Origin of the sequence: Variovorax sp. KBS0712 (assembly GCF_006323185.2) — a bacterium.
GTDB lineage: Bacteria > Pseudomonadota > Gammaproteobacteria > Burkholderiales > Burkholderiaceae_C > Variovorax > Variovorax boronicumulans.
In genome coordinates this window covers 3,040,594-3,062,177 of record NZ_VCCD02000001.1, presented here as the reverse complement: position 1 = coordinate 3,062,177, position 21,584 = coordinate 3,040,594, and the positions used below count along the sequence as shown (strand labels likewise).

Below are 21,584 nucleotides of genomic sequence, written 5' to 3'. Positions count from 1 at the left end.
ACCCCGCAAAAAAAGTGCTCAGGCGCGCATGCCGGCGTGCGTTGCATCGTGCCGGGTCAGCGATGCCAGGGCCTGCAGCAGCCGGTCGGCGGCCACGGGCTTGAGCAGCACCTGCAGCCCCGATTCGCGCATCTGCTGCTGCCGCAGCGGCGCGGTTTCGCCGGTGATCAACAGCGCCTGCAGGCCGGGGCCGAAGCGCGCGCACAGCCGCTGCGCGGCGGCCAGTCCGTCGCCGCCGTCGGCCAGCCGCACGTCGCACAGCAGCACCTCGACAGGGGCGCTTGCGTGCGCGGCCTGCGCCAGCACGGCCTCGGCTTCGGCCTCGCTGGCCACGGCGTCGATGCGCACGCCGTGGGCCTGCAGCAGCCCGGTGACGGCCTGGCGGATCGCGGCTTCGTCGTCGATGAGCAGCACGCGCTGCGGCAACGGCAGGGCGGCGTCCGGGCGCACGGCCAGCGGCGCGACGCCCGAGGCCGACACCGCCGGCAGCACCAGGCGAAAGCGGCTGCCGTGGTCCAGGCGCGAGCGCACCTGCAGCGGGTGCGCCATCAGGCGCGAGAGCCGGTGCACGATGGACAGGCCGATGCCCAGCCCCTGCGCGCGGTCGCGCCCCGGATTCCCGACCTGGTAGAACTCGTCGAAGATGCGGCCCAGGTGCTCGTGCGGGATGCCGATGCCGGTGTCGCAGACGTCGATCCACACCAGCGGCCCGCGTGCACGGGCGGCCACCACCACGCCGCCGCGCACCGTGTACTTGAGCGCGTTGTCCACGAGGTTGGACAGCAGCCGCTGCAGCAGCTGCGGGTCGCTGAGCACCCAGCACGGCGTGGCGCGCAATCGCAATTGCAGGTCGCGGTCGGCCGCCTGGGCTGCGAACACATTGTTGAGCGCGAGGAACAGCGGGTTGAGTTCCACGGGGCGGATCTGCGGCGACACCTCGCCGGCGTCCAGCCGCGAAATGTCGAGCAGGGTGTCCAGCGAATCGCCGAGCGTGCCGACCGCATCCATCAGCCGCGCCGCGTGGTTCCATTCGTCGCTGCCCTGGAGCTTCTTCTCGATGACGGCGCCGAACAGCGCGATGGCGTGCAGCGGCTGGCGCAGGTCGTGGCTGGCGGCGGCAAGGAAGCGCGTCTTCTCCTCGCTGGCGCGCTGGGTCGCGGCAATCTGGTGGCTCAGCTGCTCGGCCAGCGCCTCCTTCTCGAAACGCATGGTCAGCGCGGCGGTCAGCAGCCGGTGGTGCTGCAGCGCGAAGATGATCATGACGCCCATGTACAGCAGGCAGCCGGTGGCCAGGAACAGGTGCACGGTGTCGCCGCGCCAGGCCAGCGCCAGGGTCAGGCTCGCCATGCTGGGCACGATGAAGCGGGGGATGTTGCGCTTGAGAACGGCCAGCGACAGCGCACCGCCGGCGCAGCCGCCCATCATCATGACGATGACCATGACCCACAGCCCGAGGTTGCGCCCCGGCGGCACGCACAGCCAGGGCGCCAGGCCCCAGACGCAGGAGCGCATCAGCACGTTGCGCGCGTTGAAGCGGGCCCAGTACTCGGGGTGGGCCGCCGCATCGGGGCTGCGCTGGTAGCGCCGGTACGCGCGCCGCAGGGTCAATGCCAGGTGCAGCGCCATCCACAGCAGCACCTGCCAGCGCCGCGTGGCCATGAACAGGCCGATGCCCAGCGTCTGTGCCGTGAGGAAGTCCGCGAGGTAGGCGGCCGGCGCGTTGGCATGCACCGTGGCCACCTGCTCGCGCAGCACGCGCTGGGCCAGCGCGGGCGGATGCAGCTCGGTCATCGCAGGCATGCGGGCATCGCCATGTCGAAGGCCGCACCGTGCGCGGGCGTCACCTCAGGCTGCTGATGAGCTGGGCCCGCGAGCGCATGCCGAACAGCAGCAACAGGGTGGATACGTGGTTCTTGACCGTGCCCTCGGTCAGGCGCGACAGCTGGGCGATCTCCTTGTTCGACTTGCCGGCCAGCAGCCAGTCGAGGATCTCGACCTGGCGCGCATTGAGCTGCGGCTGCAACTCGGCCACGGCCGCCTTCGCGTGCACGGGGGAGGGTGCGTCCGCCAGGGGCCGGGCCGGCAGGCCGACCAGGTCGTTGTCGCGCACGTAGCGCAGCACCTCGCCCAGGTGCCCGGTCTTGGGCAGGAAGGCCTGCGCGCCGAGCGCCATCGCGCCCTGCATCAGCGCATGGCTGTCCTTGCCCGAGAGCACGACCACGCGCGATGCGGGAAAGGCGCGCTTGAAGCGCACGAGGGTGTCCAGCCCCTGTGCGTCGGGCAGGTCGAGGTCGAGCAGCACCAGGAAGTGCGACGCCAGATGGAGCTCGTACAGGTGCAAGGCGTCGGCCAGCGAGCGCGCCTCGTACACCGGCACGCTGCCGGTCTCGGCCAGCAGCAGCGCCCGCAGGCCCAGGCGCACCAGCTCGTGGTCGTCGACCACCAGGATGCCTCGCGCGGGGATGGCAACGCCGGCCTCGCTGCGCAACGGCGCGGCATGCGACGGCTGTGGTGTGGCAGTGGCCATGGTCCGGGCATGGTAGTGCGGACACCAGCGAACCTGAAATGACCAAAGTCATGACGCACGCCGCATTCGCGAAGGGAAAAGACATACGCACAAAGGCATATGCCTTGCGGGCCGACCGGCTACAGTCGGTCGGGACCGACCTGCGCAGCGCCTGTTGCAGGCGTTCAGAAACCAGCCTCCTTCCTCCCGGCCACTGACGGGAGACAACCCGCCCATGCAATCGACCGGAACCCTGCGCGGCATCGCCGCGATGCTGTTGGCCTGCGCCTTCTTCGCCTGCATGGACGCGCTGCTCAAGACCCTGGCCGGGCACTACCCGCCGGTGCAGGTGATGGCGCTGCGCGGTCTCACGGCGCTGCCCCTGGTGTGCCTGTACATCGCCTGGCGGCGCGAGGCAGCCGGTGTTTTCAACCGTCGGCTGCGCTGGCGTCTGCACCTGCTGCGCACCGCGCTGAACATGACGATGCTGGTGCTCTTCGTCCACGGCCTGAAGACCCTGGGCCTGGCCGAGGCCTACACGCTCACGTTCATCGCGCCGTTGCTGATGGTGCTCATCGCCGTGCCGATGCTGGGCGAATCGGTGCAGCCGCGGCACTGGATCGCCATCGGGCTGGGCTTCGTCGGCGTGGTGGTCGCGCTGCGGCCCGAGCAGGGGGCCTTCCTTTCGACGGGCGCGCTGGCGATCCTGGTGGCGGCCGTCTGCTATGCGCTGTCGAACATGCTGGGCCGGCTCATCAGCCGCACCGAGCCGAGCGCTGCACTGGTCTTCTGGACCACGGCGGGCATGGCTGTCGGCGGCAGCCTGCTCGCGGCGCCGCAATGGGTGCCGCTGCAGGCCGGGCACGCGTGGGCGCTGGCGGGTCTGGCCCTCAGCGGCTTCCTGGGCCAGCTGGCCATCGCCGAGGCCTTCCGTCACGGCCAGGCCGCGGCCATCGCGCCCTTCGAATACAGCGCGCTCGCATGGGCGCTCGTGATGGACTGGGTGTTCTGGCAGGCCGCGCCCGATGCATGGACGCTGGGCGGCGGGGCGTTGATCGTCGCGAGCGGACTGTGGCTGGCGCGCAGCGAGGCGCCGAGGTCGGTACAGAAAAAACAGAAGACCGCCTGAGCCGCTAGAGTCGGCCGGAAGCAGCCACGCGCACAAGACTTTCAATGCCTCGAACCACTTCCGAGATCGCTCGCGACATCGCCAACTTCGAACCGCCGGAGGATGGCAGCTGGCGCCACCTGGACTCGCTTCTGGATGAACTCTGGCGGGCGGGCAGTCCGGAGCAAGCCATGCCCGAAATGCTGAGCGTTTTCGAGCGCTACCCGGAGGAAGACGGCTACGGGGTCATGTGGACCATCGTTCACGGATTGGAGAGCTTGCCCAACTACCAGCCTGAGCTTCTTCGCTCCCTCGCGCGACAGCCCAGCGAACTCGGCATCACGATGATCGGGCGCATCCTGAACGCCGGCACGACGGAGATCGGCGGCGTTTCATTGCTGCAGACGCTGCACGATCTGGCGAACACGGCGGCCTCTTCGTACCTCAGGGAAGAGGCGCAACGTGTGGCGTCGCGACCGCGCTGAACGTCCGCCGTCAAGAACCTAGAACTGCTTCGGCGCAACGTCGACCCAGAAGAGGGGCGAGGATCACGCCAGGGTGCGCGACCACGGCATGCAAGCCTTCGATCGTTCCCACAGGGCCGCAAAGCGGCTTGCCGTCGTTTGTCATGGGGCGCTGCGCGGCGTGGATGGAAAGCAGCGGTGGTGCCGCCGCGATCCCGAGCAGCTGCGCAATGGCGTCGCCGGTTCGCGCGGCAAGGGCAGGCATGCCGCGCTCGCCGTCGTCCGGGCAGTCGGCTGCAGACACGAGGCCGCCGCCCAAGGCGGGGCGCAGCTCCAGGTCTTGCGCGCAAACCAGGTGACGCATGCCGTGCGCCTGCGCATCGAACCGAATCAGCACCGCGGGCGACGCATGGACCGGCAGGTCGACGCCGACCGTCGAGGCCAGCGTGCGCGCGCCATGGCCGTTGGCGAGCACCACGATGTCTGCAGGAAGTGAGTGCCCGTCGATCACGACACCGGTGACCCGATGGCCCACGGTTTCGATCGCTTCCACCGTGCCCTGGCGGATACGGGCCCCGGCGGCTTGCGCCGCTGCCAGCAGCTGGCGTGCAAGGGCGGCCGGCTCCAATGCGAAGTCGTCGGGCGCCCAGGCCGCGAGCGGCGGTGGGTCTGCCAGCATCGGTTCCTTTTCGGCGACCTGGGAGCGGGAGAGTCGCTCCATCCGTGTGTCGGCGGCCTGATGCTCCGCAATCATGGCGGCCGTTTCGTCTTCCGAAGACCACCAGAGAAGCGCGCCGCGCGCTGCGATCGGCAACGGGCCGAGTTCGCGCTCGAGCCGGGAAAACTCTTCCAGCGCCTTCAGTCTCTGGGCGAAGGCTTCCGGGTTGTCGGAAGGCGTGCTCGCGCTGGCACCGACCCATCCGAAAGACGACGCGGTCGCAGAGAAGAGATCGTCAGGGGCGCGTTCAACCAACGTGACCGCGGCACCCGCCTTGGTCAGATGCCACGCGGCCGACGCCCCCATGAGGCCGCCGCCGACCACAATGACCTGGGCTCTGCGTTTCACGAAGCAGGGGTGCCTGGTTGCCGGGCCAGCACAGGCGCTTCATGCCGCGAGGCCACTTCCGGCTGGCCATCGAGCGTGGCCCGTGCCCCGGCAAAGCAATCCACGTCGGCCGGCAAGGTCACGCCGCTTTGGGCGGAGCGGGTCCAGATGTGGCTCGTGAGTTCAACGGCATTGGGGTCGTCATAGCAACCGCGCGAGATGGCGCGCACATCGGGCCAACGCTCGAAGGTCAGGCCCATCGTCGTGCCGCACGAGGGGCAGAAATGAACGAAGACCTGCTTGTGGCTGCCGTCCGATCGGTGCGCGTACTGCCGCAGTTCGCCTTCGTTGAACTGCACGGCGTCCATCGGAAAGAGCGACTCGGCGTAGAACGACGTGCCGGTCATGCGCTGGCAGAACGTGCAATGGCACGCGAACGTGCGCAGCGGCGGCTGGCTCGTGCTGAATCGGACCTTGCCGCAGAGGCAACCCCCTTCAAGTACAGCTGGCATACGGCACCCGGAAAAAAGAGGGGATTCTGCCCCCTCGACCGACGGCGTTCGATGCAGCTGCGCGAACCGCGCGCTCAGGCCAGCCCCAGCTCCTTGGCCTCGGCTTCGTAGTTCGGGTACGACGCCTTCATCGTCGCGCCATTGAGGATCATCTCGGCCACCAGCGTGCGCGAGGGCATCTCGTAGACCTGGGTGCGCACCCACACGGACTCGGTGCGCGCGCTTTCGCTCAGCGCGATGATCTCGCGCTCCAGTTCGTAGTCCTGGTCGACGAAGAGCGGGCCCTTGATGAGGCGGATTTCCTGTCCGGCGAACAGGCCCACGGCCGGCTTGCGGCCACTCAGTTGGGCCTCGGCGCTGGTGGAGCCGAGCAGCACGCTGATCATCTCGGTCGGGATGATGGCCCGCCCCCACGGCGAGCGTTTGCCGCCTTCGGCCGTGTACCAGTCGCAGGGCTCGGTGATGACCTTGAGCTTGTCGGCGAGCGTGAAGGGGTAGTGGTCGCCCATGTGCTGGTCGAAGCCCATGCGGATCTTCTCGACGACCGCGCCGCGCTGGCCCACGCGCAGGTCGCGGTTGATGACCAGGCCCTGCGGCGGGCGCAGCTTGGCGATGCGCTGCGGCAGCTCGTGCGGGTGTTGAGCGGCATCGCCCACCGACGCAGTGCCGGTCAGCACCGGCGTGCCGTCGGCCTTCTCGGCGCGCAGGCGCACGAAGGTGGCGCCAGGCGCGGGCAGGTCGACAAAGGCGCGCACCGACTCGCCCTCGACCACCATGTTCTGATAGTGGGCACTGATGCAGCCGGTCTCGAACCAGGCCTGTCCGAACACATGGAACAGCAAGGGGTCGAACTGGCTGAAGTGCGTCGGCCCTTCGATCGGCCCGGCGCGCAGGCCCAGCGTTTCCGCCGTCGCGTCGTCGTGGATCGACTTGTGGTCGTCGTAGGTCTGGTCGGCCAGCATCTGGCGCGGCTGGCGCAGCGGGCCGCACAGGCCCAGGGCGGTGGTGGTGAAAGGCGAGGTCATGGGGGAAGGGCTCCGTGTAGCCGGCGGCGGGCGCCAGTCGAGTTCGCGATGATGGCAAAGTCTCCGCGCCGCGCCTGTCGCCTAGGGAACGCCTGATGCGGCCGGCCACACGGTCACTGGCGGTCGGCGCACGGAAGATGCATCGGTCGTCCTTGCATGACGGTCCGGGTGGTCGCCTGCCTCATTGCGCCTCGACGCCCAGCTCGCGCATCCGCCTGGTGATCACGTTGAACTCCTCCTTGTACGACACCGCGAACTGCTCGGGCGTGCTGTTCATCACCTCGAAGCCCCGGCCCACGAACAGCTGGCTGACGTCGGGCGAGCCGACGATGGCGCGCACTTCACGGGCCAGCTTGTCGACGATGGGCTGTGGCGTCTTCGCCGGTGCCAGCAGCCCGATCCAGACGTTGGTGTCGTAGAGCGGGTCCTTGAAGCCCAGTTCGTTCATGGTCGGAACCTGCGGGAGCGTGGTGGAGCGCTGTCGTCCCAGCACGGCCAGCGGCACGACCTTGCCCGTCGGCACATGCTGCATCGCGCTGGGCACCGACGACAGGCCGACGTCGATGGTGCCCGACAGCAGGTCGGTCACCACGGGACCCTCACCGCGCTGCGGCACATGCACCATGCCTGCATTCAGGCCGCGGTTGAGGCTCTCGCCGGCCAGATGGCCCAGTCCGCCGACGCCCCAGGACCCGTAACTCAGCTTCGCGCCGCCCTTGGCCACCTTGGCCTTCAGGTCTTCGATGCTCTTGATGCCGGTGCCGGGGTGCGTGGAAATCAGCGCCGGGCTGCGCACCACCTGCGTGACGCCGACGAAGTCCTTCTGCGGGTCGTACGCCAGGGTCTTGAACAGCGCCGTGTTGTTGATCTGCGAATCGGTGATGGTCATCAGCAGCGTGTAGCCGTCGGGCTTGGCGCGGCCGACTTCGCCGGCGCCGATGGCGCCTGCCGCGCCCGCCTTGTTGTCGACCACCACCGGCTGCCCCATCGATTTCGACAGGCGATCGCCCAGGGTGCGTGCCACGAAGTCGGTCGCGCCGCCGGCGGCGTAGGGCACGACGAGGCGGATCGGCCGCGAGGGGTAGCTCTCCTGCGCGGCGATGGGCAGCGCCAGCGTGATCGCTGCGCATGCGGCAGTCATTTTTCTGAACATGGTTGTCTCCAGTGGTGGGGTTGGGTTGTCTGCTTGTTGTTGGGGGGCGTCAGAGATCGAGGACGAGGACGGCGCTGCGCGCGCGAGACACGCAGGGCAAGATGCAGGTGTGGCTGTCGCGCTCCTCGTCGCTGAGCACGAAGTCGCGGTGATCCGCCTTGCCCTCGAGCAGCGGGACCTCGCAACTGCGGCACATGCCTTCGCGGCACGAGAAGGGAATGCTGACGTTGGCGCCTTCCAGTGCATCGAGCAGGCTCTGCCGCGGTGCGACCTCGATCCTCTGGCCGCTGCGATGCAGCACCACGGTGAAGGTGCCGGCCGACGCTGCGGGCGTGGCGGGTTCCGGCGGTGCGAAGCGTTCGAAATGGGTGGCCGCCTTGCCGATGCCGACAACGCCTGCGGCCGCGCCGACCGCGTTCATCAGCCCTTCGGGGCCGCAGCAGTAGAGGTGGGCGCCTGGGGCCGCACCGGCCAGCCAGCCCGCCAGGTCGGGTGGCGTGCCCGCCGCTTCCTGGTCCACGTGCAGCTGCACGCGGTCATGGTGGCGCGCCAATGTCCACGCATAGGCGGCACGGGCTCGCGTGCGCACGCAGTACAGCAGCTTCCAGGGCCTGGCGTGGGCCTCGCACCAGAGGATCATGCTCAGGATGGGCGTGATGCCGATGCCCCCGGCCACGAACACGTGCTCGGTGGCGGCCGGGTCGATGCCGAACAGGGCGCGCGGTGCGCCCACCTCGAGCACATCGCCCACGACAAGGCGCTGGTGAACGAAGGCCGAGCCGCCGCGCGAGGCTGGCGCCAGGCCCACACCGAGCACGTAGCGGTGGCGCTCCAGCGGCGAGTTGGCCAGCGAGTACTGGCGGCGGATGTCGCCGGGCAGCAGCAGGTCCACATGGGCGCCCGAGGTGAAGGGCGGCAGCGCGGCGCCGTCCTGCGCACGCAATTCCAAGCCGAGCACATCCTGCGCCTCTTGCGTGAGGCGGGTGACGAGGAGCTTCATGGCTCAGGCCTTGACGGGTTCGGGCGCTGCTGTGGCGGCAGGGCGGGCCGCGGCTTCCTCGAGCGCTTCTTCTTCCAGCCGGCGCGAGACCATCCAGCGGAACTGGTTCAGCGCGGCGTCGATGCCGAAGGCCATCATCTTGAAGTCGGGCGCCAGCGCCAGGCTCCTTTGCTGCGCGGTGATGATGTCGCGGTCTTCGTCGAAGGCATCCACCACGGCCTGGTGGATCGAGTGCGTGACTTCGGGTTGGTCGATGGCGAAGTTGTGGGGATGCGCGAAGAAGTAGTGGGTGGAGTTTTCCGTCTCGGGCGTGATGGCCTGGCAGCCGCGAAATTCGATCGCACCTTCGCGGTTGCCTTCGGCAGCGCCCTGGCCGGTGGGCGCCATGCCGGAGTCCATCAGCAGGATGGCCGGGATGGTGAAGTTGTAGATGTTCCATCGATCGACCCTGCTGCCCCAGTCCTTCACCGCCTGGGCGAACGGCGGCGGCTCGGTGTCGAGGGCCCACCGGGTGATGCGCACGCCGTTGTCGATGCGTTCGACCTTGGGCTGGGCGGCGGCGTAGTCCGCACTGCCTCCCAGCGTGGTCGGGTGCACGAAGGGCAGGTGGGAAAAGTCCAGCAGGTTGTCGCAGATCAGCAGGTAGTTGACGTCGTAGTGGATGTAGCCGTCCAGGCTGCGCCAGTGCGGGTCGTCCAGCCAGGGCGTGTCGGGGATCAGCGCCGGGTCGGCCTTGTCGGGGGCGCCCATCCAGATCCAGACCCAGCGGTGGCGTTGCACCACCGGGAAGGTGCGCACCCTGGCCTGGATGGGAATGCGCTTCTGGGCCGGCGCCTCGATGCACTGGCCCGAGGCGTCGAACTTCAGGCCGTGGTACATGCAGCGCACGCAGTCGCCTTCCCGCCGTCCCACCGACAGGGGCGCGCCGCGGTGGCAGCAGCGGTCTTCCATGGCGACGATCTCGCTGTCGTCCTTGCGGTACATGAGAACGGGCACGCCGATGATGGTGCGGGCGAACAGGCCCTGCGGCGTGAGCTCGTTGTCCCAGGCAGCCACGTACCAGGTGTTTTTGATGAACATGGGGCGTCTCCTTTGTTGTTCGCCGCGTTCGGGTCACGGCATGGGCAGAGCGTAGGGCGAGGGTTCCCATGTATCAATGTCATTTCAGTCATTCCTAGAATGCGCGGCATGCATGCGGAAAACCTCGACCTGAATTTGCTGGCGGTCTTCGACGCGATGTTTCGCGAGGCCAGTGTCACGAAGGCCGCGCAGGGCCTCGGGCTGACGCAGAGCGCGATGAGCCATGCGCTCAACCGGCTGCGTGCTTTCTTCGACGACCCCTTGTTCGTCAAGGTCGGCAGCCGCATGGAGCCCACGCGCAAGGCCGAGGGCATGCGCGCCGCGGTGGTGGAGGTGATGACCACCGTGCGCCAGCAGATCCTGGCGGGCGCCCGGTTCGAGCCCGCACTGGCGCGACGCACCTTCACCCTGTGCATGACCGACATGGGCGAACTGGTGTTCCTGCCCCCACTGCTCGAGCGCTTCAAGAAGGAGGCGCCCGGTTGTTCGCTGCGCACGCTGCAGGTGCCGCTCGAGCAGGTCGAAGGACTGCTTGCGTCAGGCGAGGCCGACCTGGCGGTGGGGTCCATCCGTGCGGCGCCCGAGGGGCTGTTTCATCAGCGCCTGTTCCTGCACTCCTTCGTGACCATCGCCAGCGCGCGGAACAAGGACATCGGCGCCACCCTCACGCGCGAGCGCTTCGAGGCGATGCGGCACATCGTGGTCTCGCTCACCGGCCACTCGGCGGAGAGCTATGACAAGGTGCTGGAAGACCAGGGCATCCGCCGCACCGTGGCCGTGATGACGCCCCACTTCCTGATGGTTCCGCTCCTGATGGACCGGCACGCCGATCTGCTCGCGACGGTGCCGCGCGAACTGGCGGAGGTCTTCGCCCGCATGGGCACGGTGCGCATGTTCGAGCCGCCGGTGCCCGTGCCCCAGTTTCAACTCAACCAGCACTGGCATCCGCGCTTTCACCACGACCCTGCCGTGGTCTGGCTGCGCGACGTGATGAAACATACCTTCGAGCACTACCCGCGCATCACCACGCAGGCCAGTCCTCCGGCCAGGAAAGGGGCGCGAGCCAAGTCGCGTTGACGCGCCAGCCGGCATCGACTTTGCCTCTGCTGCGAACCTCATCCCCCACCCGTTTCTGCGTGCACGCTTGTTCGAGCGGCCGCGCACTGTTACAAAGGGCGTCTCCATGCGCTCGCCCACCTTCCTCTTCGTTTCGCTGCTCTGGCTTGTCGTGGCCGCCCCGGCCGCGCAAGCGGAGGTGGTGCGTTGCACCGACGCCGACGGCCGCATCGTCTACACCGACGGCGCCTGCCCGCCGGGCACCAGGCAATCGCGGCAGCTGCGCATCGACGAGCCGCCGCCTGCACCACCGCGCGCCTCCAACGAGGAAGCCGAGCCGCGCCGGCCGGACTACGCGGCACCGTCCGCGCCACCGCCGCAGCCCGTGCCCTCGGGGCCGGCCATCATTCCGCGCTACCCGGTGGGCGAGGCGCCCGCGGCCGACCCGGGGCCGACCTACATCTGGGGCGGCGATCCGTACTACGGCCCGCCGCGACCGGGGTATCACCCCCGGCCGCCGCGTCCGCCGCGCGATCCGGGGCCGCCACCCGGCCAGCGGCCGTGCAATCTCGCGGGCATCAAGCGCAGCAACTGCTGAGCGCGTTCGTCCTCTTTCCTCTGCTTCCTGCTTCTTCATGACCGTTGCCGCGCCCGAGCGCCTTCCCCCGTGGGTCGTCCATTGCGACGGCAGCGCCATGCCGAACCCCGGGCGCATGGGCGTCGGCGTCGTCATCACGCAGCCTGACGGCACCCGCCACACCTTCTCGCAGGCCACGCACACCACGGGCTGCAACAACGAGGCCGAGCTGCGGGCGCTCACGCTCGCGCTGCGCGAACTGCAGGCGCGCGGCGCCACGGCGGTGCAGGCCTTCAGCGACAACAGCACGCTGGTCGAACAGCTGAGCGGCGCTGCCGACGTGCGACCGATCGTGCGTATGGCGCCGCTGTTCGAGGAGGCGCGCACGCTGCTGCAGGGCTTCGACGAGGCGCGCGTGCAATGGATTCCGCGCCACCGCAACGGCGAGGCCGACGCGCTCGCGCGGGCCGCGCTGGGCTTTGGGCCGAAGCCGCCGCCCAAGGCCTGGAAGAAGCGGCGCTAGCGGCGCCCGCGAAGGGGCATGCGGCAGGTTCTATCATTCGGGTCGATTCAGACACCCGTTTCCCCATGACCGAAGAAGCCACCTCAAGCCCACGCTGCCCGACCACCTCTCGACCGATCCGCGCAGCCCGCACCACATTCCCGCCGTGTTCGAGCACCCGATCGGCATCCGCTTCAACGGCAAGGACCGCCTGGACGTCGAGGAGTACTGCATCAGCGAAGGCTGGATCAAGGTGCCCGCCGGCCGCACGCTGGACCGCAAGGGCTATCCGCTGCTGATCAAGCTCAAGGGCGCTGTCGAGGTGTACTACCGCGACTGACGGACCGGGGCGCAAGCCCCCACCGTTCCTGTTTTTCTTTCAGCGCCACTGCAGCAGCAGCGACCACGGCTGCCGGCTCATGTGGCGATCGATGCAGGCGCTGCCGCCCGCCGCGCAGCCTTCGGGCAGGTAGCTCGGGTCCAGCAGCCGCGTGCCGGGCGCAAAGGCCAGGCGCCGCAAGGTGACCGACTGCAGCACGTTGCCACCCACGGCATCGAAGCCCGCCCCGTCCACGTCCGCCACCACATCGCAGTGCATCGGCAGCGGCGCGCCGCCCGTGGGGCGCCCGGCGAGCCACTCGCCGATCTTGCCGAAGCCGTCGAGCGCGGCACCGCGCAGGCCGCGTGCATGGCAGACCAGGTCGCCCGGGCGCGGCGGTGTGCGCATCAGGTCGCAGGCGCGCAAGGCTTGCGGTGTCGGGCGGCCCGCCGCCTCGTCGATGCCGGCCTGCCACGCGGCGCCGGCGTAGTCGACGTGGGCCTCGGAAAAGACGAACTCGTCGGCGCCGAGCCCGGCCTCGCGCGCCACCCAGCTGATGAACGCGGCGGACCAGGGCGTGTCGATCACCGCGACGCGCTGCAGGGCCACCTCGATGGCGCGCTGGTCCGGTGCGTCCAGCCCCTGGCCGGGGCCGACGCCCAGGCCTTGCAGGCGCGCGGCGCTCGCCTGGTTCAGCGCGTCGGTCAACCGCGTGCGGTCGGCCGCCTGCGGGGCACCGAAGCGAACGAGAGAAGGCAACCGCTCACTCGACGGATCGACCGCGCGCCAGTAGCGCAGCACGCGTTGCCATGCGGGCAGCGCGTCGATCGGATAGCGCGTGTCTTCTGCTTCCGAATAGCCAGACTCGGTGAGTCGGCCTTCGGCGTCCATGGTCTGGCTGCCGAAGGCAACGTGCTCCTGGCGCGCCAACGCCGCCATCGCGAGGGCGCGCGGCGGTGGCGGAATGTAGGAGGCCGTGGCAAGGCAGCCGGACGCGGCCGATGCGAAGGTGGGCGCCGCCGCGAACACCAGGGCTGCGCACAGCGTGCGCGCGGCGTGGCGCAGCGGTTGTGTGAGCGCGGAGGAGGGCGCGATGACGGGCGGTGGCGGCATGTGAGGCGAGCATAGCGGGGCACTGCCCGTGGCAAGCAGAATGCAGGGCGCTCCCTGAAGCGCCGGGCCGTCCGGTGCAGGCGCTCCACCGTGAAGCTCAAGACCATCCTGCTGCGGATCCTCGGCGTCATCGCCGGCCTCGCGATCGTGGGCTATGCCGCGTTCCAGTGGAGCCCGTGGCCCTCGGTGCTGATGATCCGCTACGCCTTCGGCAAGGGCTCGGACGCCGCGTCGCAGTCGCTGCAGAAGCACGTGCCGCTCGGCATCGCGGCGGTGCTCGACCAGCACTACGACGAGGCCGACCCGGATGCCTACCTCGACGTGTTCCGCCCGGCCTCGGCGGGCGCCCAGCCCTTGCCCACCATCGTGTGGGTGCACGGCGGCGCTTGGGTCTCGGGCCACCGGCGCGACGTGGCGAACTACGCGCGCGTGCTGGCGGGGCAGGGCTTCACCGTGGTGGCCGTCGGCTATTCGATCGCGCCGGGTCAGGGTTATCCGGTGCCGGTGCGGCAGGTGAACACGGCGCTGGGTTATCTGGTGCGCGAGGCGGCGCGGCTGGGCGTGGACCCCGCGCGGCTCGTGCTGGCCGGCGACTCGGCGGGCGCGCACATCGTCGCGCAGGTTGCGAACGCCGTGGCCGTGCCGGGCTACGCGAAGGCCGTCGGTCTCACGCCCGTCATCGCGCGCGAGCAGCTGCGTGGTTTGCTGCTGCACTGCGGGGCCTACGACGCGGCGCAGGCCAAACTCGACGGTGCCTTCGGCGGCTTCCTGCGGACCGTGTTCTGGTCGTACAGCGGCAGCAAGGATTTCCAGAACGCGCCGGCCTTCGAGACTGCGTCGGTGCGCCGCTATGTGACCGGGGCCTTTCCGCCGTCGTTCATCACCGCGGGCAACGGCGATCCGCTCGAAGGGCAGTCGCGGTCGATGGCCGAAACATTGGCGGCGAAGGGCGTGCAGGTCGACAGCCTGTTCTTCCCCGCCGACCAGACGCCTGCGCTGCCGCACGAGTACCAGTTCAACCTCGACGATGCGCCGGGGCGGCTGGCGCTGGAGCGCTCGCTGCAGTTCTTGCGGCGCGTCACGGCGCCGTAGCTAGGTCAGCCCTGGGGCTTGCTCGGCAGGTCGCCTTCGCGCAGCTTGCGGCCGACCCACATCAGGCCGGTGGCGTAGTCGGCGCTGCCGACCTGGACGCCGCCCACGGTGCGCAGCGCGCCGGTGCCGTCGTCGGTGGCCGGGCCTTCGCCCGTGAGGTCGCCGGGGACCAGCAGGCGGCCGTCCTTCAGGAAGTCGGCGATGCGCAACTGGCGCATGCCGCGGCCCCAATGCCAGTGCTGCTTGAGGTCGAAGGATTTCGGCGATGGCGCGGGTTTGGATTTCTTCACGGGATGTCGGGGAGGGGCTTGCGAAGGTTCGCGTCGGCGCGATCAAACGTACAAGTTAACGCACCATGAAAAAAGCCTGCTACCTTGTGGGTAGCAGGCTTTCCAGCGTTGCCGCGATGTTGGTTGGTGGGCCCTGAGTGACTCGAACACTCGACCTACGGATTAAGAGTCCGCTGCTCTACCAACTGAGCTAAGAGCCCTTGCTTTGAAAACCGTTAGTGTTTTCTGGCAAGACCACGAGTATATACCAATCTTTTTGGGACTTCAAAAAATTTCTGCACATTTGTACGAGAGCGTTAGGATGCGCGACCTTCGGGGCCCGACCCCATCCCTGTCAGAGGAGAAATTTCGATGAGCGATGCAAGCAACACCCCCCATGTCCTGATCACCGGCGCCGCGGGCGCGCTGGGCCGGGCCGTGGCCCAGCACTTTCTTGACCAGGGCGCGCGGCTCGCGCTGGTCGATCACCACGCCGGTCGCCTGGCCGAAGTCTTTCCGGGCCTGGACAACTCGCAGCACCTGCTGCTGGCCGGCGACGTGACCTCGGCGCCCGACATGGCGGCGCTCACCGGCCAGGTGCTGCAGGCCTTCGGCCGCGTCGACGCGCTGGTGCACATCGCCGGCGGCTTCGAGATGGGCGAGGCGACGCACGCACTCACGCGTGCGAGCTGGGACCGGATGATGAATCTCAACGCTTGGTCGTTCGTGGCCGTGACGCAGGCCGTGCTGCCCTCGATGATCGTGCGCCGCGCGGGCCGCATCGTCGCGGTGACGGCCAAGGTGGCGGCGCGTGGCCTGCCGGCGATGGCGGCGTACATCGCATCGAAGAGCGCGCTGCAGCGGCTCGTGGAATCGATGGCGGCCGAGGCCGCGCCGCACGGCGTGAACATCAACAGCGTGGCGCCCAGCGTGCTCGACACGCCGGCCAACCGCCAGGCGATGCCCGACGCGAACCCGGCCGAGTGGGTGTCGACCTCGGTCGCGGCGCAGACCATCGGCTTCCTGGCATCGCCGGGCGCCGCGGCATTGCACGGCCAGCACCTGACGCTCGACGCCTGATCTGGCATTTCCCGGCGGCAGCGCACAGCTGCAAATGAAAAAGGCCTTGGCGATTGCCAAGGCCTTTTTGCTGGGTCGGTTGGTGGAGAGGAGGAGGATCGAACTCCCGACCTCCGCATTGCGAACGCGGCGCTCTCCCAGCTGAGCTACCCCCCCAACACAGCCCACATTTTATCCAGCCGCGCATTTCCATGCACGCGGCCGTGCCAAGATGCGCCCCGGAAAAACAAGGAGCAAGCACCGCATGGAAGCGCACGACCCCGCCTGGCTGGAAGGCATGTACAACAACCTGGCGCGGGTGAAGGACCACCCCGCCTACTTCGCGCGCTGGGGGCGCGATTCCGCCGCGGCGCGCGACACGCTGCCGTGCCGCATCGATGTTCCCTACGGCACCGGACCGAACGAAACGCTCGATATCTTTCCGGCGCCCGTGCCCGATGCGCCGGTGCTGGTCTTCATCCACGGCGGCTACTGGCGCGCCATGGACAAGAAGGACCATTCGTTCATCAGCCCCGCCTTCCACGACCGCGGCATCTGCGTGGTGCAGCCCAACTACGCGCTGTGCCCGGGTCCGGTCGACCAGCCGGTGACGGTGCCGGGCATCCTCTTGCAGATGGTGCGGGCGCTCGAATGGACGTGGCGCCACGTGGCGGCGCATGGCGGGGACCCTTCGCGCATCACCGTCGCGGGGCATTCGGCAGGCGGCCACATGGCGGCGGCGTTGCTGGCCTGCGACTGGAAGGCGGTGGCGCCCGATCTGCCCGCGCAGCTGGTGCGCAATGCGCTGTCGGTCTCGGGCCTGTTCGACCTGCGGCCGTTGCAGCGCACGCCCTTCCTCGAGCACACGCTGAAGCTCACCGATGCCGACGCGCGGCGTGCGAGCCCGGCGCTGTGGCCTGCGCCGGCGCGCGGCCAGCTCTATGCGGCGGTGGGGGGCAACGAGAGCGCTGAATTCCTGCGCCACAACGCGATGATCCGCGAGGCCTGGGGCCGCCACACCGTGCCGGTGTGCGAGGTGCTGCCGGGGCTCGACCACTTCGGCGTGGTCGATGCGCTGGCCGATCCGGCGCACGCGCTGCACCGCTACGCGGTGCAACTGCTCGAGGCCTGAAAGAAAAGAGACGGGCGGAGGGCCGCCCGTCGCGCTCACATCAGCAGGTGTTCGCCGGCGTTGTCGCCGCCCAGCGTGACGTAGTTGACCTTGCGGATGTCCATCAGCGTGCGGCCGCCCGCGTAGCTGATCGAGCTTTGCACGTCCTGCTCCATCTCGACCAGCGTGTCGGCCAGCTTGCCCTTGATGGGCTCGAGGATGCGCTTGCCTTCGACGTGCTTGTACTCGCCCTTGTTGAAGTCGCTGGCCGAGCCGTAGTACTCCTTGAAGAGCGTGCCGTCGACGTCGACCGTCTTGCCCGGCGACTCTTCGTGGCCCGCGAACAGCGAGCCGATCATGACCATCGACGCGCCGAAGCGGATGCTCTTGGCGATGTCGCCGTGGTCGCGGATGCCGCCGTCGGCAATGATCGGCTTGGTGGCCACGCGCGCGCACCACTTGAGCGCCGACAGCTGCCAGCCGCCCGTGCCGAAGCCGGTCTTGAGCTTGGTGATGCAGACCTTGCCTGGGCCGATGCCGACCTTGGTCGCGTCGGCGCCCCAGTTCTCCAGGTCGATCACGGCTTCGGGCGTGCCGACGTTGCCGGCGATCACGAACGACTTCGGCAGCTTGGCCTTGAGGTAGCCGATCATGTTCTTCACGCTGTCGGCATGGCCGTGCGCGATGTCGATCGTGATGTATTCGGGCACGAGGCCTTGGGCCACCATCTGGTCGACGGTGTCGTAGTCGGGCTTCTTCACGCCCAGCGAGATCGAGGCGAACACGCCCTTGCCCTGCATGTCTTTCACGAACTGGATGTTGTCCAGGTCGAAGCGGTGCATCACGTAGAAATAGCCGTTCTGCGCGAGCCACAGGCAGATCGACTCGTCGACCACCGTTTTCATGTTGGCAGGCACCACCGGCAGGCGGAAGGTGCGCTCGCCCAGCGTGACGCTGGCGTCGCATTCCGAGCGGCTTTCCACGCGGCATTTGCGCGGCAGCAGAAGGATGTTGTCGTAATCGAAGATTTGCATGACCAGGCTCCTGAAAGGAATCGTTGAGTGGAACGAATGAGCGCTTGGTCCGGCCGGTTCTCGTGGTCGCGTCATGAAAATGACGGCCAAAAAAAACCGGACGCAAGAAACTTGGGCCCGGTGATTGATTTTACGGCCATGGCGATGATGCGCAAGTCGCCGGAGCGTATTGACCCTATGGGTTGCTGCGTATACCCGACGACCATGGTGCGGCTCTTCCTCAGAACCGGTAGCCGATGCCTACGCCGAACAGCCACGGGTCGACCTTCACGGTCGAAAGCTGCACGCCATTCATGTTCACGGCGCTGCGGATGCGCAGCTTCTTCACGTCGAGGTTGAGGTAGGTGTTCTTCGCCACCTCGATGTCGACGCCGGCGCCCAGCGCGAGGCCGAAGCTTTCGTTCTGCAGCTGAAGGCGGCCCACCGTCGGCACCTGCAGGTTGACGCTGCTCAGCCGTGTGTAGTTCAGGCCCGCGCCGATGTAGGGCCGGATCTTCGCGGTCGGCATGAAGTGGTATTGCAGCATCAGCGAGGGCGGCAGGTGCTTGAAGGTGCCGATGTCCACAGGGCCCCCCAACGCACTTTGCTGCACGGTGACCGTCTGTTTCTGCGGCACCGTCAGCACCAGTTCGGCGGCGATGTTCGGCGTGAAGAAGTAGGTGATGTCGAGCTCGGGAATGGTCTTGCTGTTGACCGTGATGGCGTCGGCCGGAATCGACAGGTCGGCCACCGGCGCCGAGTGGTTCGCCGGCTTCAGGTACACGGCGCGGGCGCGCACCAGCCAGTTGCCTTGTGCTTCCTGCGCGGCGGCCGGCAGGGCGGCCATGGCGCCGAGCAGGGCGGCGATGCAGGCGGGGGCGAGTTTTTTGGGCATGGGTTCTCCAGTGACGGCCGGCGCGCAGGGCCGGCAACTGGAAGGCAGTCTCCCGCCCGGCACGGCCGCCTCGCTTGATCTGTCGCAAGCGCGGCGGGCCGGCGCACGCCAGCGGGCACTGCCTTGATCCAGGTCATGCCCGCAGGGGCAAGCGCGCCCGGCGGGGCCCGGGGCGGGGCAGCTTTCTACAATGGCACCCATGCTCCCTCACGACCTGTTTTCCGGCGCGTCCGCAGCCGATACGGGCGGCCCTGCCTCGCCGTTGCTGAACAACCTCAACGCCGAGCAGCTTGCTGCCGTCACGCTGCCCGCGGGCAACGCGCTCATCCTCGCCGGTGCCGGCTCCGGCAAGACGCGGGTGCTCACCACCCGCATCGCCTGGCTGCTGCAGACGGGGCAGGTGTCCGCCGGCGGCATCCTGGCCGTCACCTTCACCAACAAGGCGGCCAAGGAAATGATGACGCGGCTGACCGCGATGCTGCCAGTGAACGTGCGCGGCATGTGGATCGGCACCTTCCACGGCCTGTGCAACCGCCTGCTGCGCGCGCACTGGAAGCTGGCCAACCTGCCTTCGACCTTCCAGATCCTCGACACACAAGACCAGCTCTCGGCCATCAAGCGCCTGATGAAGCAGTTCAACGTCGACGACGAGCGCTTTCCGGCCAAGCAGACGCAATGGTTCATCGCCGGCGCCAAGGAAGACGGCCTGCGCCCCGGCGACATCGAGGCCCGCAGCGACGACGACCGCAAGAAGGTCGAGCTGTACCAGCTGTATGAAGAGCAGTGCCAGCGCGAAGGCGTGGTCGACTTCGGCGAGCTGATGCTGCGCAGCTACGAGCTGCTGCGCGACAACGAGCCGGTGCGTGAGCACTACCAGCGGCGCTTTCGCCACATCCTGGTCGACGAGTTCCAGGACACCAACCGCCTGCAGTACGCATGGCTGAAGATGCTCGCGGGCCACACGGCACCCGGCGGCCACTTCACGCCGGGCGAGCACAACAGCGTGATCGCCGTGGGCGACGACGACCAGAGCATCTACGCCTTTCGCGGCGCGCGCGTGGGCAACATGACCGACTTCGTGCGCGAGTTCGACGTGCGCCGCCAGATCGTCCTGGAGCAGAACTACCGCAGCTACAGCAACATCCTCGATTCGGCCAACGAGCTCATCAGCCACAACAAGAAGCGCCTGGGCAAGAACCTGCGCACCGACCAGGGGCCAGGCGAGCCCGTGCGCGTGTACGAATCGCCCACCGACCTCGCCGAAGCGCAGTGGATGGTCGAGGAAATGCGCCAGCTGGCGCGCGACGGCTTCGACCGCAAGGAAATGGCCGTGCTCTACCGCAGCAATGCGCAGAGCCGGGTGATCGAAACGGCGCTGTTCAACGCCTCGGTGCCGTACCGCGTGTACGGCGGCCTGCGCTTCTTCGAGCGCGCCGAAATCAAGCATGCGCTGGCCTACCTGCGCCTGCTCGAGAACAAGGACGACGACACCAGCTTCCTGCGCGTCGTCAACTTCCCGCCGCGCGGCATCGGCGCACGAACGCTCGAAAGCCTGCAGGACGCGGCCCGCGCCGCCGGGCGCTCGCTGCACGACGCGGTGAGCGCGGTCGGCGGCAAGGCCGGCTCGAACCTCACGGCTTTCGTCGCCAAGATCGACGTGCTGCGTGAGCAGACGCAAGGTGTGAGCCTGCGCGAGATCATCGAGCTGGTGCTCGACCACAGTGGCCTCGTCGAACACTACAAGGCCGACCGCGAAGGCGCCGACCGCATCGAGAACTTGGACGAACTCGTGAACGCGGCCGAGAGCTTCGTCACGCAGGAAGGCTTCGGCCGCGACGCCGTGGCGCTGCCGGTCGACGAGCTGCGCCAGTCGCCCGCCAGCCAGGGGCTCGACCCCAGCCGGCCGGTGCTCGACGAGCCGCTGGCGCCCGATGCCGAAACCGGCGAAACGCTGAGCCCGCTCGCGGCCTTTTTGACGCATGCGGCGCTCGAGTCGGGCGACAACCAGGCGCAGGCCGGGCAGGACGCGGTGCAGCTCATGACCGTGCACGCCGCCAAGGGCCTGGAGTTCGACTGCGTGTTCATCACCGGCATGGAAGAGGGCCTGTTCCCGCACGAGAACTCGATGAGCGATTTCGAGAGCCTCGAGGAAGAACGCCGCCTGATGTACGTGGCGATCACGCGCGCACGCAAGCGCCTGTACCTGAGCCATTCGCAGACGCGCATGCTGCACGGCCAGACCCGCTACAACGTCAAGAGCCGCTTCTTCGACGAGTTGCCGGAAGGCGCGCTCAAGTGGCTCACGCCGAAGAACCAGGGCTTTGCGCCTTCGGCCTTCGGCTATGGCGGCGGCTATGGCAGCACGCGCGGCGGTGCCGGCGGCTACGGTGGTGGCGGGGGCGGCGGCAACCGCTACGGTGGTGGCGGCAGCAGCGCCGGCAAGGACACCTTCGCCAGCCCACCCGTGCCGCCGCAGAAGACCGCGCCGTCGCACGGTTTGCGTTCAGGCATGCAGGTGTTCCACAACAAGTTCGGCGAGGGCACGGTGACCGCGCTCGAAGGCACCGGCGACGATGCGCGGGCGCAGGTGAAGTTCGCGCGCCACGGCGTGAAGTGGCTGGCGCTGTCGGTGGCGAAGCTCACGCCGGTCTGAGGCCGGCGGTCCCGCTTGCCCGAAAGGGCAGC

General features: G+C 68.5%; 22 protein-coding genes and 2 tRNA genes. 10 read left to right on the top strand and 14 right to left on the bottom strand.

Annotated features, from left to right (window positions below; all coding sequences use genetic code 11):
• Positions 1-18 precede the first annotated feature (18 nt).
• Both FFI97_RS14175 and FFI97_RS14170 read right to left on the bottom strand, forming a co-directional pair.
• Positions 19-1,800, bottom strand: a complete 1,782-nt coding sequence (locus FFI97_RS14175; protein WP_139701929.1) for a hybrid sensor histidine kinase/response regulator — start codon at positions 1,798-1,800, stop codon at positions 19-21.
• Between the two features lie 40 nt (positions 1,801-1,840).
• Positions 1,841-2,527: a response regulator transcription factor gene (locus FFI97_RS14170; protein ID WP_139701928.1), complete on the bottom strand. Its 687-nt coding sequence runs from the start codon at positions 2,525-2,527 to the stop codon at positions 1,841-1,843.
• Positions 2,528-2,741: 214 nt separating this feature from the next.
• Here FFI97_RS14170 and FFI97_RS14165 point away from each other — a divergent pair, with 214 nt between their 5' ends.
• Positions 2,742-3,635, top strand: coding sequence for a DMT family transporter (locus tag FFI97_RS14165; protein WP_139701927.1), 894 nt, complete (start codon positions 2,742-2,744; stop codon positions 3,633-3,635).
• Between the two features lie 44 nt (positions 3,636-3,679).
• Positions 3,680-4,099: a hypothetical protein gene (locus FFI97_RS14160; protein WP_139701926.1), complete on the top strand. Its 420-nt coding sequence runs from the start codon at positions 3,680-3,682 to the stop codon at positions 4,097-4,099.
• A gap of 10 nt (positions 4,100-4,109) precedes the next feature.
• On the opposite strand, the gene FFI97_RS14155 is transcribed toward FFI97_RS14160, so the two are convergent.
• The 6 genes from FFI97_RS14155 to FFI97_RS14130 all read right to left on the bottom strand — a co-directional run bounded on the left by FFI97_RS14155 (position 4,110) and on the right by FFI97_RS14130 (position 9,893).
• The gene (locus FFI97_RS14155) at positions 4,110-5,144 is read right to left on the bottom strand and encodes an NAD(P)/FAD-dependent oxidoreductase (protein WP_139701925.1); all 1,035 of its coding nucleotides are present in this window, start codon (positions 5,142-5,144) and stop codon (positions 4,110-4,112) included.
• A complete protein-coding gene (locus tag FFI97_RS14150; protein WP_139701924.1) occupies positions 5,141-5,635 on the bottom strand; it encodes a GFA family protein in 495 nt (164 codons plus the stop codon). Before FFI97_RS14150 ends, FFI97_RS14155 begins: the two co-directional genes overlap by 4 nt.
• A gap of 74 nt (positions 5,636-5,709) precedes the next feature.
• Positions 5,710-6,660: a hypothetical protein gene (locus FFI97_RS14145; protein ID WP_139701923.1), complete on the bottom strand. Its 951-nt coding sequence runs from the start codon at positions 6,658-6,660 to the stop codon at positions 5,710-5,712.
• 181 nt (positions 6,661-6,841) lie between these two features.
• Complete coding sequence (locus tag FFI97_RS14140) at positions 6,842-7,801, bottom strand: Bug family tripartite tricarboxylate transporter substrate binding protein (protein WP_260684994.1); 960 nt, start codon at positions 7,799-7,801, stop codon at positions 6,842-6,844.
• Between the two features lie 61 nt (positions 7,802-7,862).
• On the bottom strand, positions 7,863-8,813 hold the full coding sequence (locus FFI97_RS14135; protein WP_139701921.1) for a PDR/VanB family oxidoreductase: 951 nt from the start codon (positions 8,811-8,813) through the stop codon (positions 7,863-7,865).
• Positions 8,814-8,816: 3 nt separating this feature from the next.
• Positions 8,817-9,893 (bottom strand): aromatic ring-hydroxylating dioxygenase subunit alpha, encoded by a 1,077-nt coding sequence (locus tag FFI97_RS14130; protein ID WP_139701920.1) that lies wholly within the window; start codon positions 9,891-9,893, stop codon positions 8,817-8,819.
• Positions 9,894-10,001: 108 nt separating this feature from the next.
• On the opposite strand from FFI97_RS14130, the gene FFI97_RS14125 reads away from it, so the two are divergent.
• From FFI97_RS14125 to FFI97_RS14110, 4 genes are all read left to right on the top strand, one after another.
• Positions 10,002-10,970 (top strand): LysR family transcriptional regulator, encoded by a 969-nt coding sequence (locus tag FFI97_RS14125; RefSeq protein ID WP_139701919.1) that lies wholly within the window; start codon positions 10,002-10,004, stop codon positions 10,968-10,970.
• Between the two features lie 106 nt (positions 10,971-11,076).
• The gene (locus FFI97_RS14120; protein WP_139701918.1) at positions 11,077-11,547 is read left to right on the top strand and encodes a DUF4124 domain-containing protein; all 471 of its coding nucleotides are present in this window, start codon (positions 11,077-11,079) and stop codon (positions 11,545-11,547) included.
• A 37-nt stretch (positions 11,548-11,584) separates the two neighbouring features.
• Positions 11,585-12,049, top strand: coding sequence for a ribonuclease HI family protein (locus tag FFI97_RS14115; RefSeq protein ID WP_139701917.1), 465 nt, complete (start codon positions 11,585-11,587; stop codon positions 12,047-12,049).
• 94 nt (positions 12,050-12,143) lie between these two features.
• Entirely contained in the window at positions 12,144-12,368 is a 225-nt protein-coding gene (locus FFI97_RS14110; RefSeq protein WP_144004474.1) for a DUF3297 family protein, read from the top strand.
• A 39-nt stretch (positions 12,369-12,407) separates the two neighbouring features.
• On the opposite strand, the gene FFI97_RS14105 is transcribed toward FFI97_RS14110, so the two are convergent.
• Complete coding sequence (locus FFI97_RS14105; protein ID WP_260684993.1) at positions 12,408-13,460, bottom strand: DUF2272 domain-containing protein; 1,053 nt, start codon at positions 13,458-13,460, stop codon at positions 12,408-12,410.
• A 90-nt stretch (positions 13,461-13,550) separates the two neighbouring features.
• Here FFI97_RS14105 and FFI97_RS14100 point away from each other — a divergent pair, with 90 nt between their 5' ends.
• Positions 13,551-14,552, top strand: a complete 1,002-nt coding sequence (locus FFI97_RS14100) for an alpha/beta hydrolase (RefSeq protein WP_139701916.1) — start codon at positions 13,551-13,553, stop codon at positions 14,550-14,552.
• Positions 14,553-14,557: 5 nt separating this feature from the next.
• On the opposite strand, the gene FFI97_RS14095 is transcribed toward FFI97_RS14100, so the two are convergent.
• Positions 14,558-14,842, bottom strand: a complete 285-nt coding sequence (locus FFI97_RS14095) for a hypothetical protein (protein WP_095946811.1) — start codon at positions 14,840-14,842, stop codon at positions 14,558-14,560.
• Between the two features lie 124 nt (positions 14,843-14,966).
• Positions 14,967-15,042: transfer RNA gene (locus FFI97_RS14090), tRNA-Lys, on the bottom strand.
• A gap of 151 nt (positions 15,043-15,193) precedes the next feature.
• Between FFI97_RS14090 and FFI97_RS14085 the strand changes: the two genes are divergently transcribed.
• A complete protein-coding gene (locus FFI97_RS14085) occupies positions 15,194-15,901 on the top strand; it encodes an SDR family NAD(P)-dependent oxidoreductase (protein WP_139701915.1) in 708 nt (235 codons plus the stop codon).
• A gap of 80 nt (positions 15,902-15,981) precedes the next feature.
• Here FFI97_RS14085 and FFI97_RS14080 read toward each other — a convergent pair.
• Positions 15,982-16,057: transfer RNA gene (locus FFI97_RS14080), tRNA-Ala, on the bottom strand.
• An 88-nt stretch (positions 16,058-16,145) separates the two neighbouring features.
• On the opposite strand from FFI97_RS14080, the gene FFI97_RS14075 reads away from it, so the two are divergent.
• A complete protein-coding gene (locus FFI97_RS14075) occupies positions 16,146-17,012 on the top strand; it encodes an alpha/beta hydrolase (protein ID WP_139701914.1) in 867 nt (288 codons plus the stop codon).
• Between the two features lie 35 nt (positions 17,013-17,047).
• On the opposite strand, the gene FFI97_RS14070 is transcribed toward FFI97_RS14075, so the two are convergent.
• Both FFI97_RS14070 and FFI97_RS14065 read right to left on the bottom strand, forming a co-directional pair.
• A complete protein-coding gene (locus FFI97_RS14070) occupies positions 17,048-18,025 on the bottom strand; it encodes a GMP reductase (RefSeq protein ID WP_095744259.1) in 978 nt (325 codons plus the stop codon).
• A gap of 220 nt (positions 18,026-18,245) precedes the next feature.
• A complete protein-coding gene (locus FFI97_RS14065) occupies positions 18,246-18,899 on the bottom strand; it encodes an OmpW/AlkL family protein (RefSeq protein ID WP_139701913.1) in 654 nt (217 codons plus the stop codon).
• Positions 18,900-19,098: 199 nt separating this feature from the next.
• On the opposite strand from FFI97_RS14065, the gene FFI97_RS14060 reads away from it, so the two are divergent.
• Positions 19,099-21,552 (top strand): UvrD-helicase domain-containing protein, encoded by a 2,454-nt coding sequence (locus FFI97_RS14060; RefSeq protein WP_139701912.1) that lies wholly within the window; start codon positions 19,099-19,101, stop codon positions 21,550-21,552.
• Positions 21,553-21,584 lie beyond the last annotated feature (32 nt).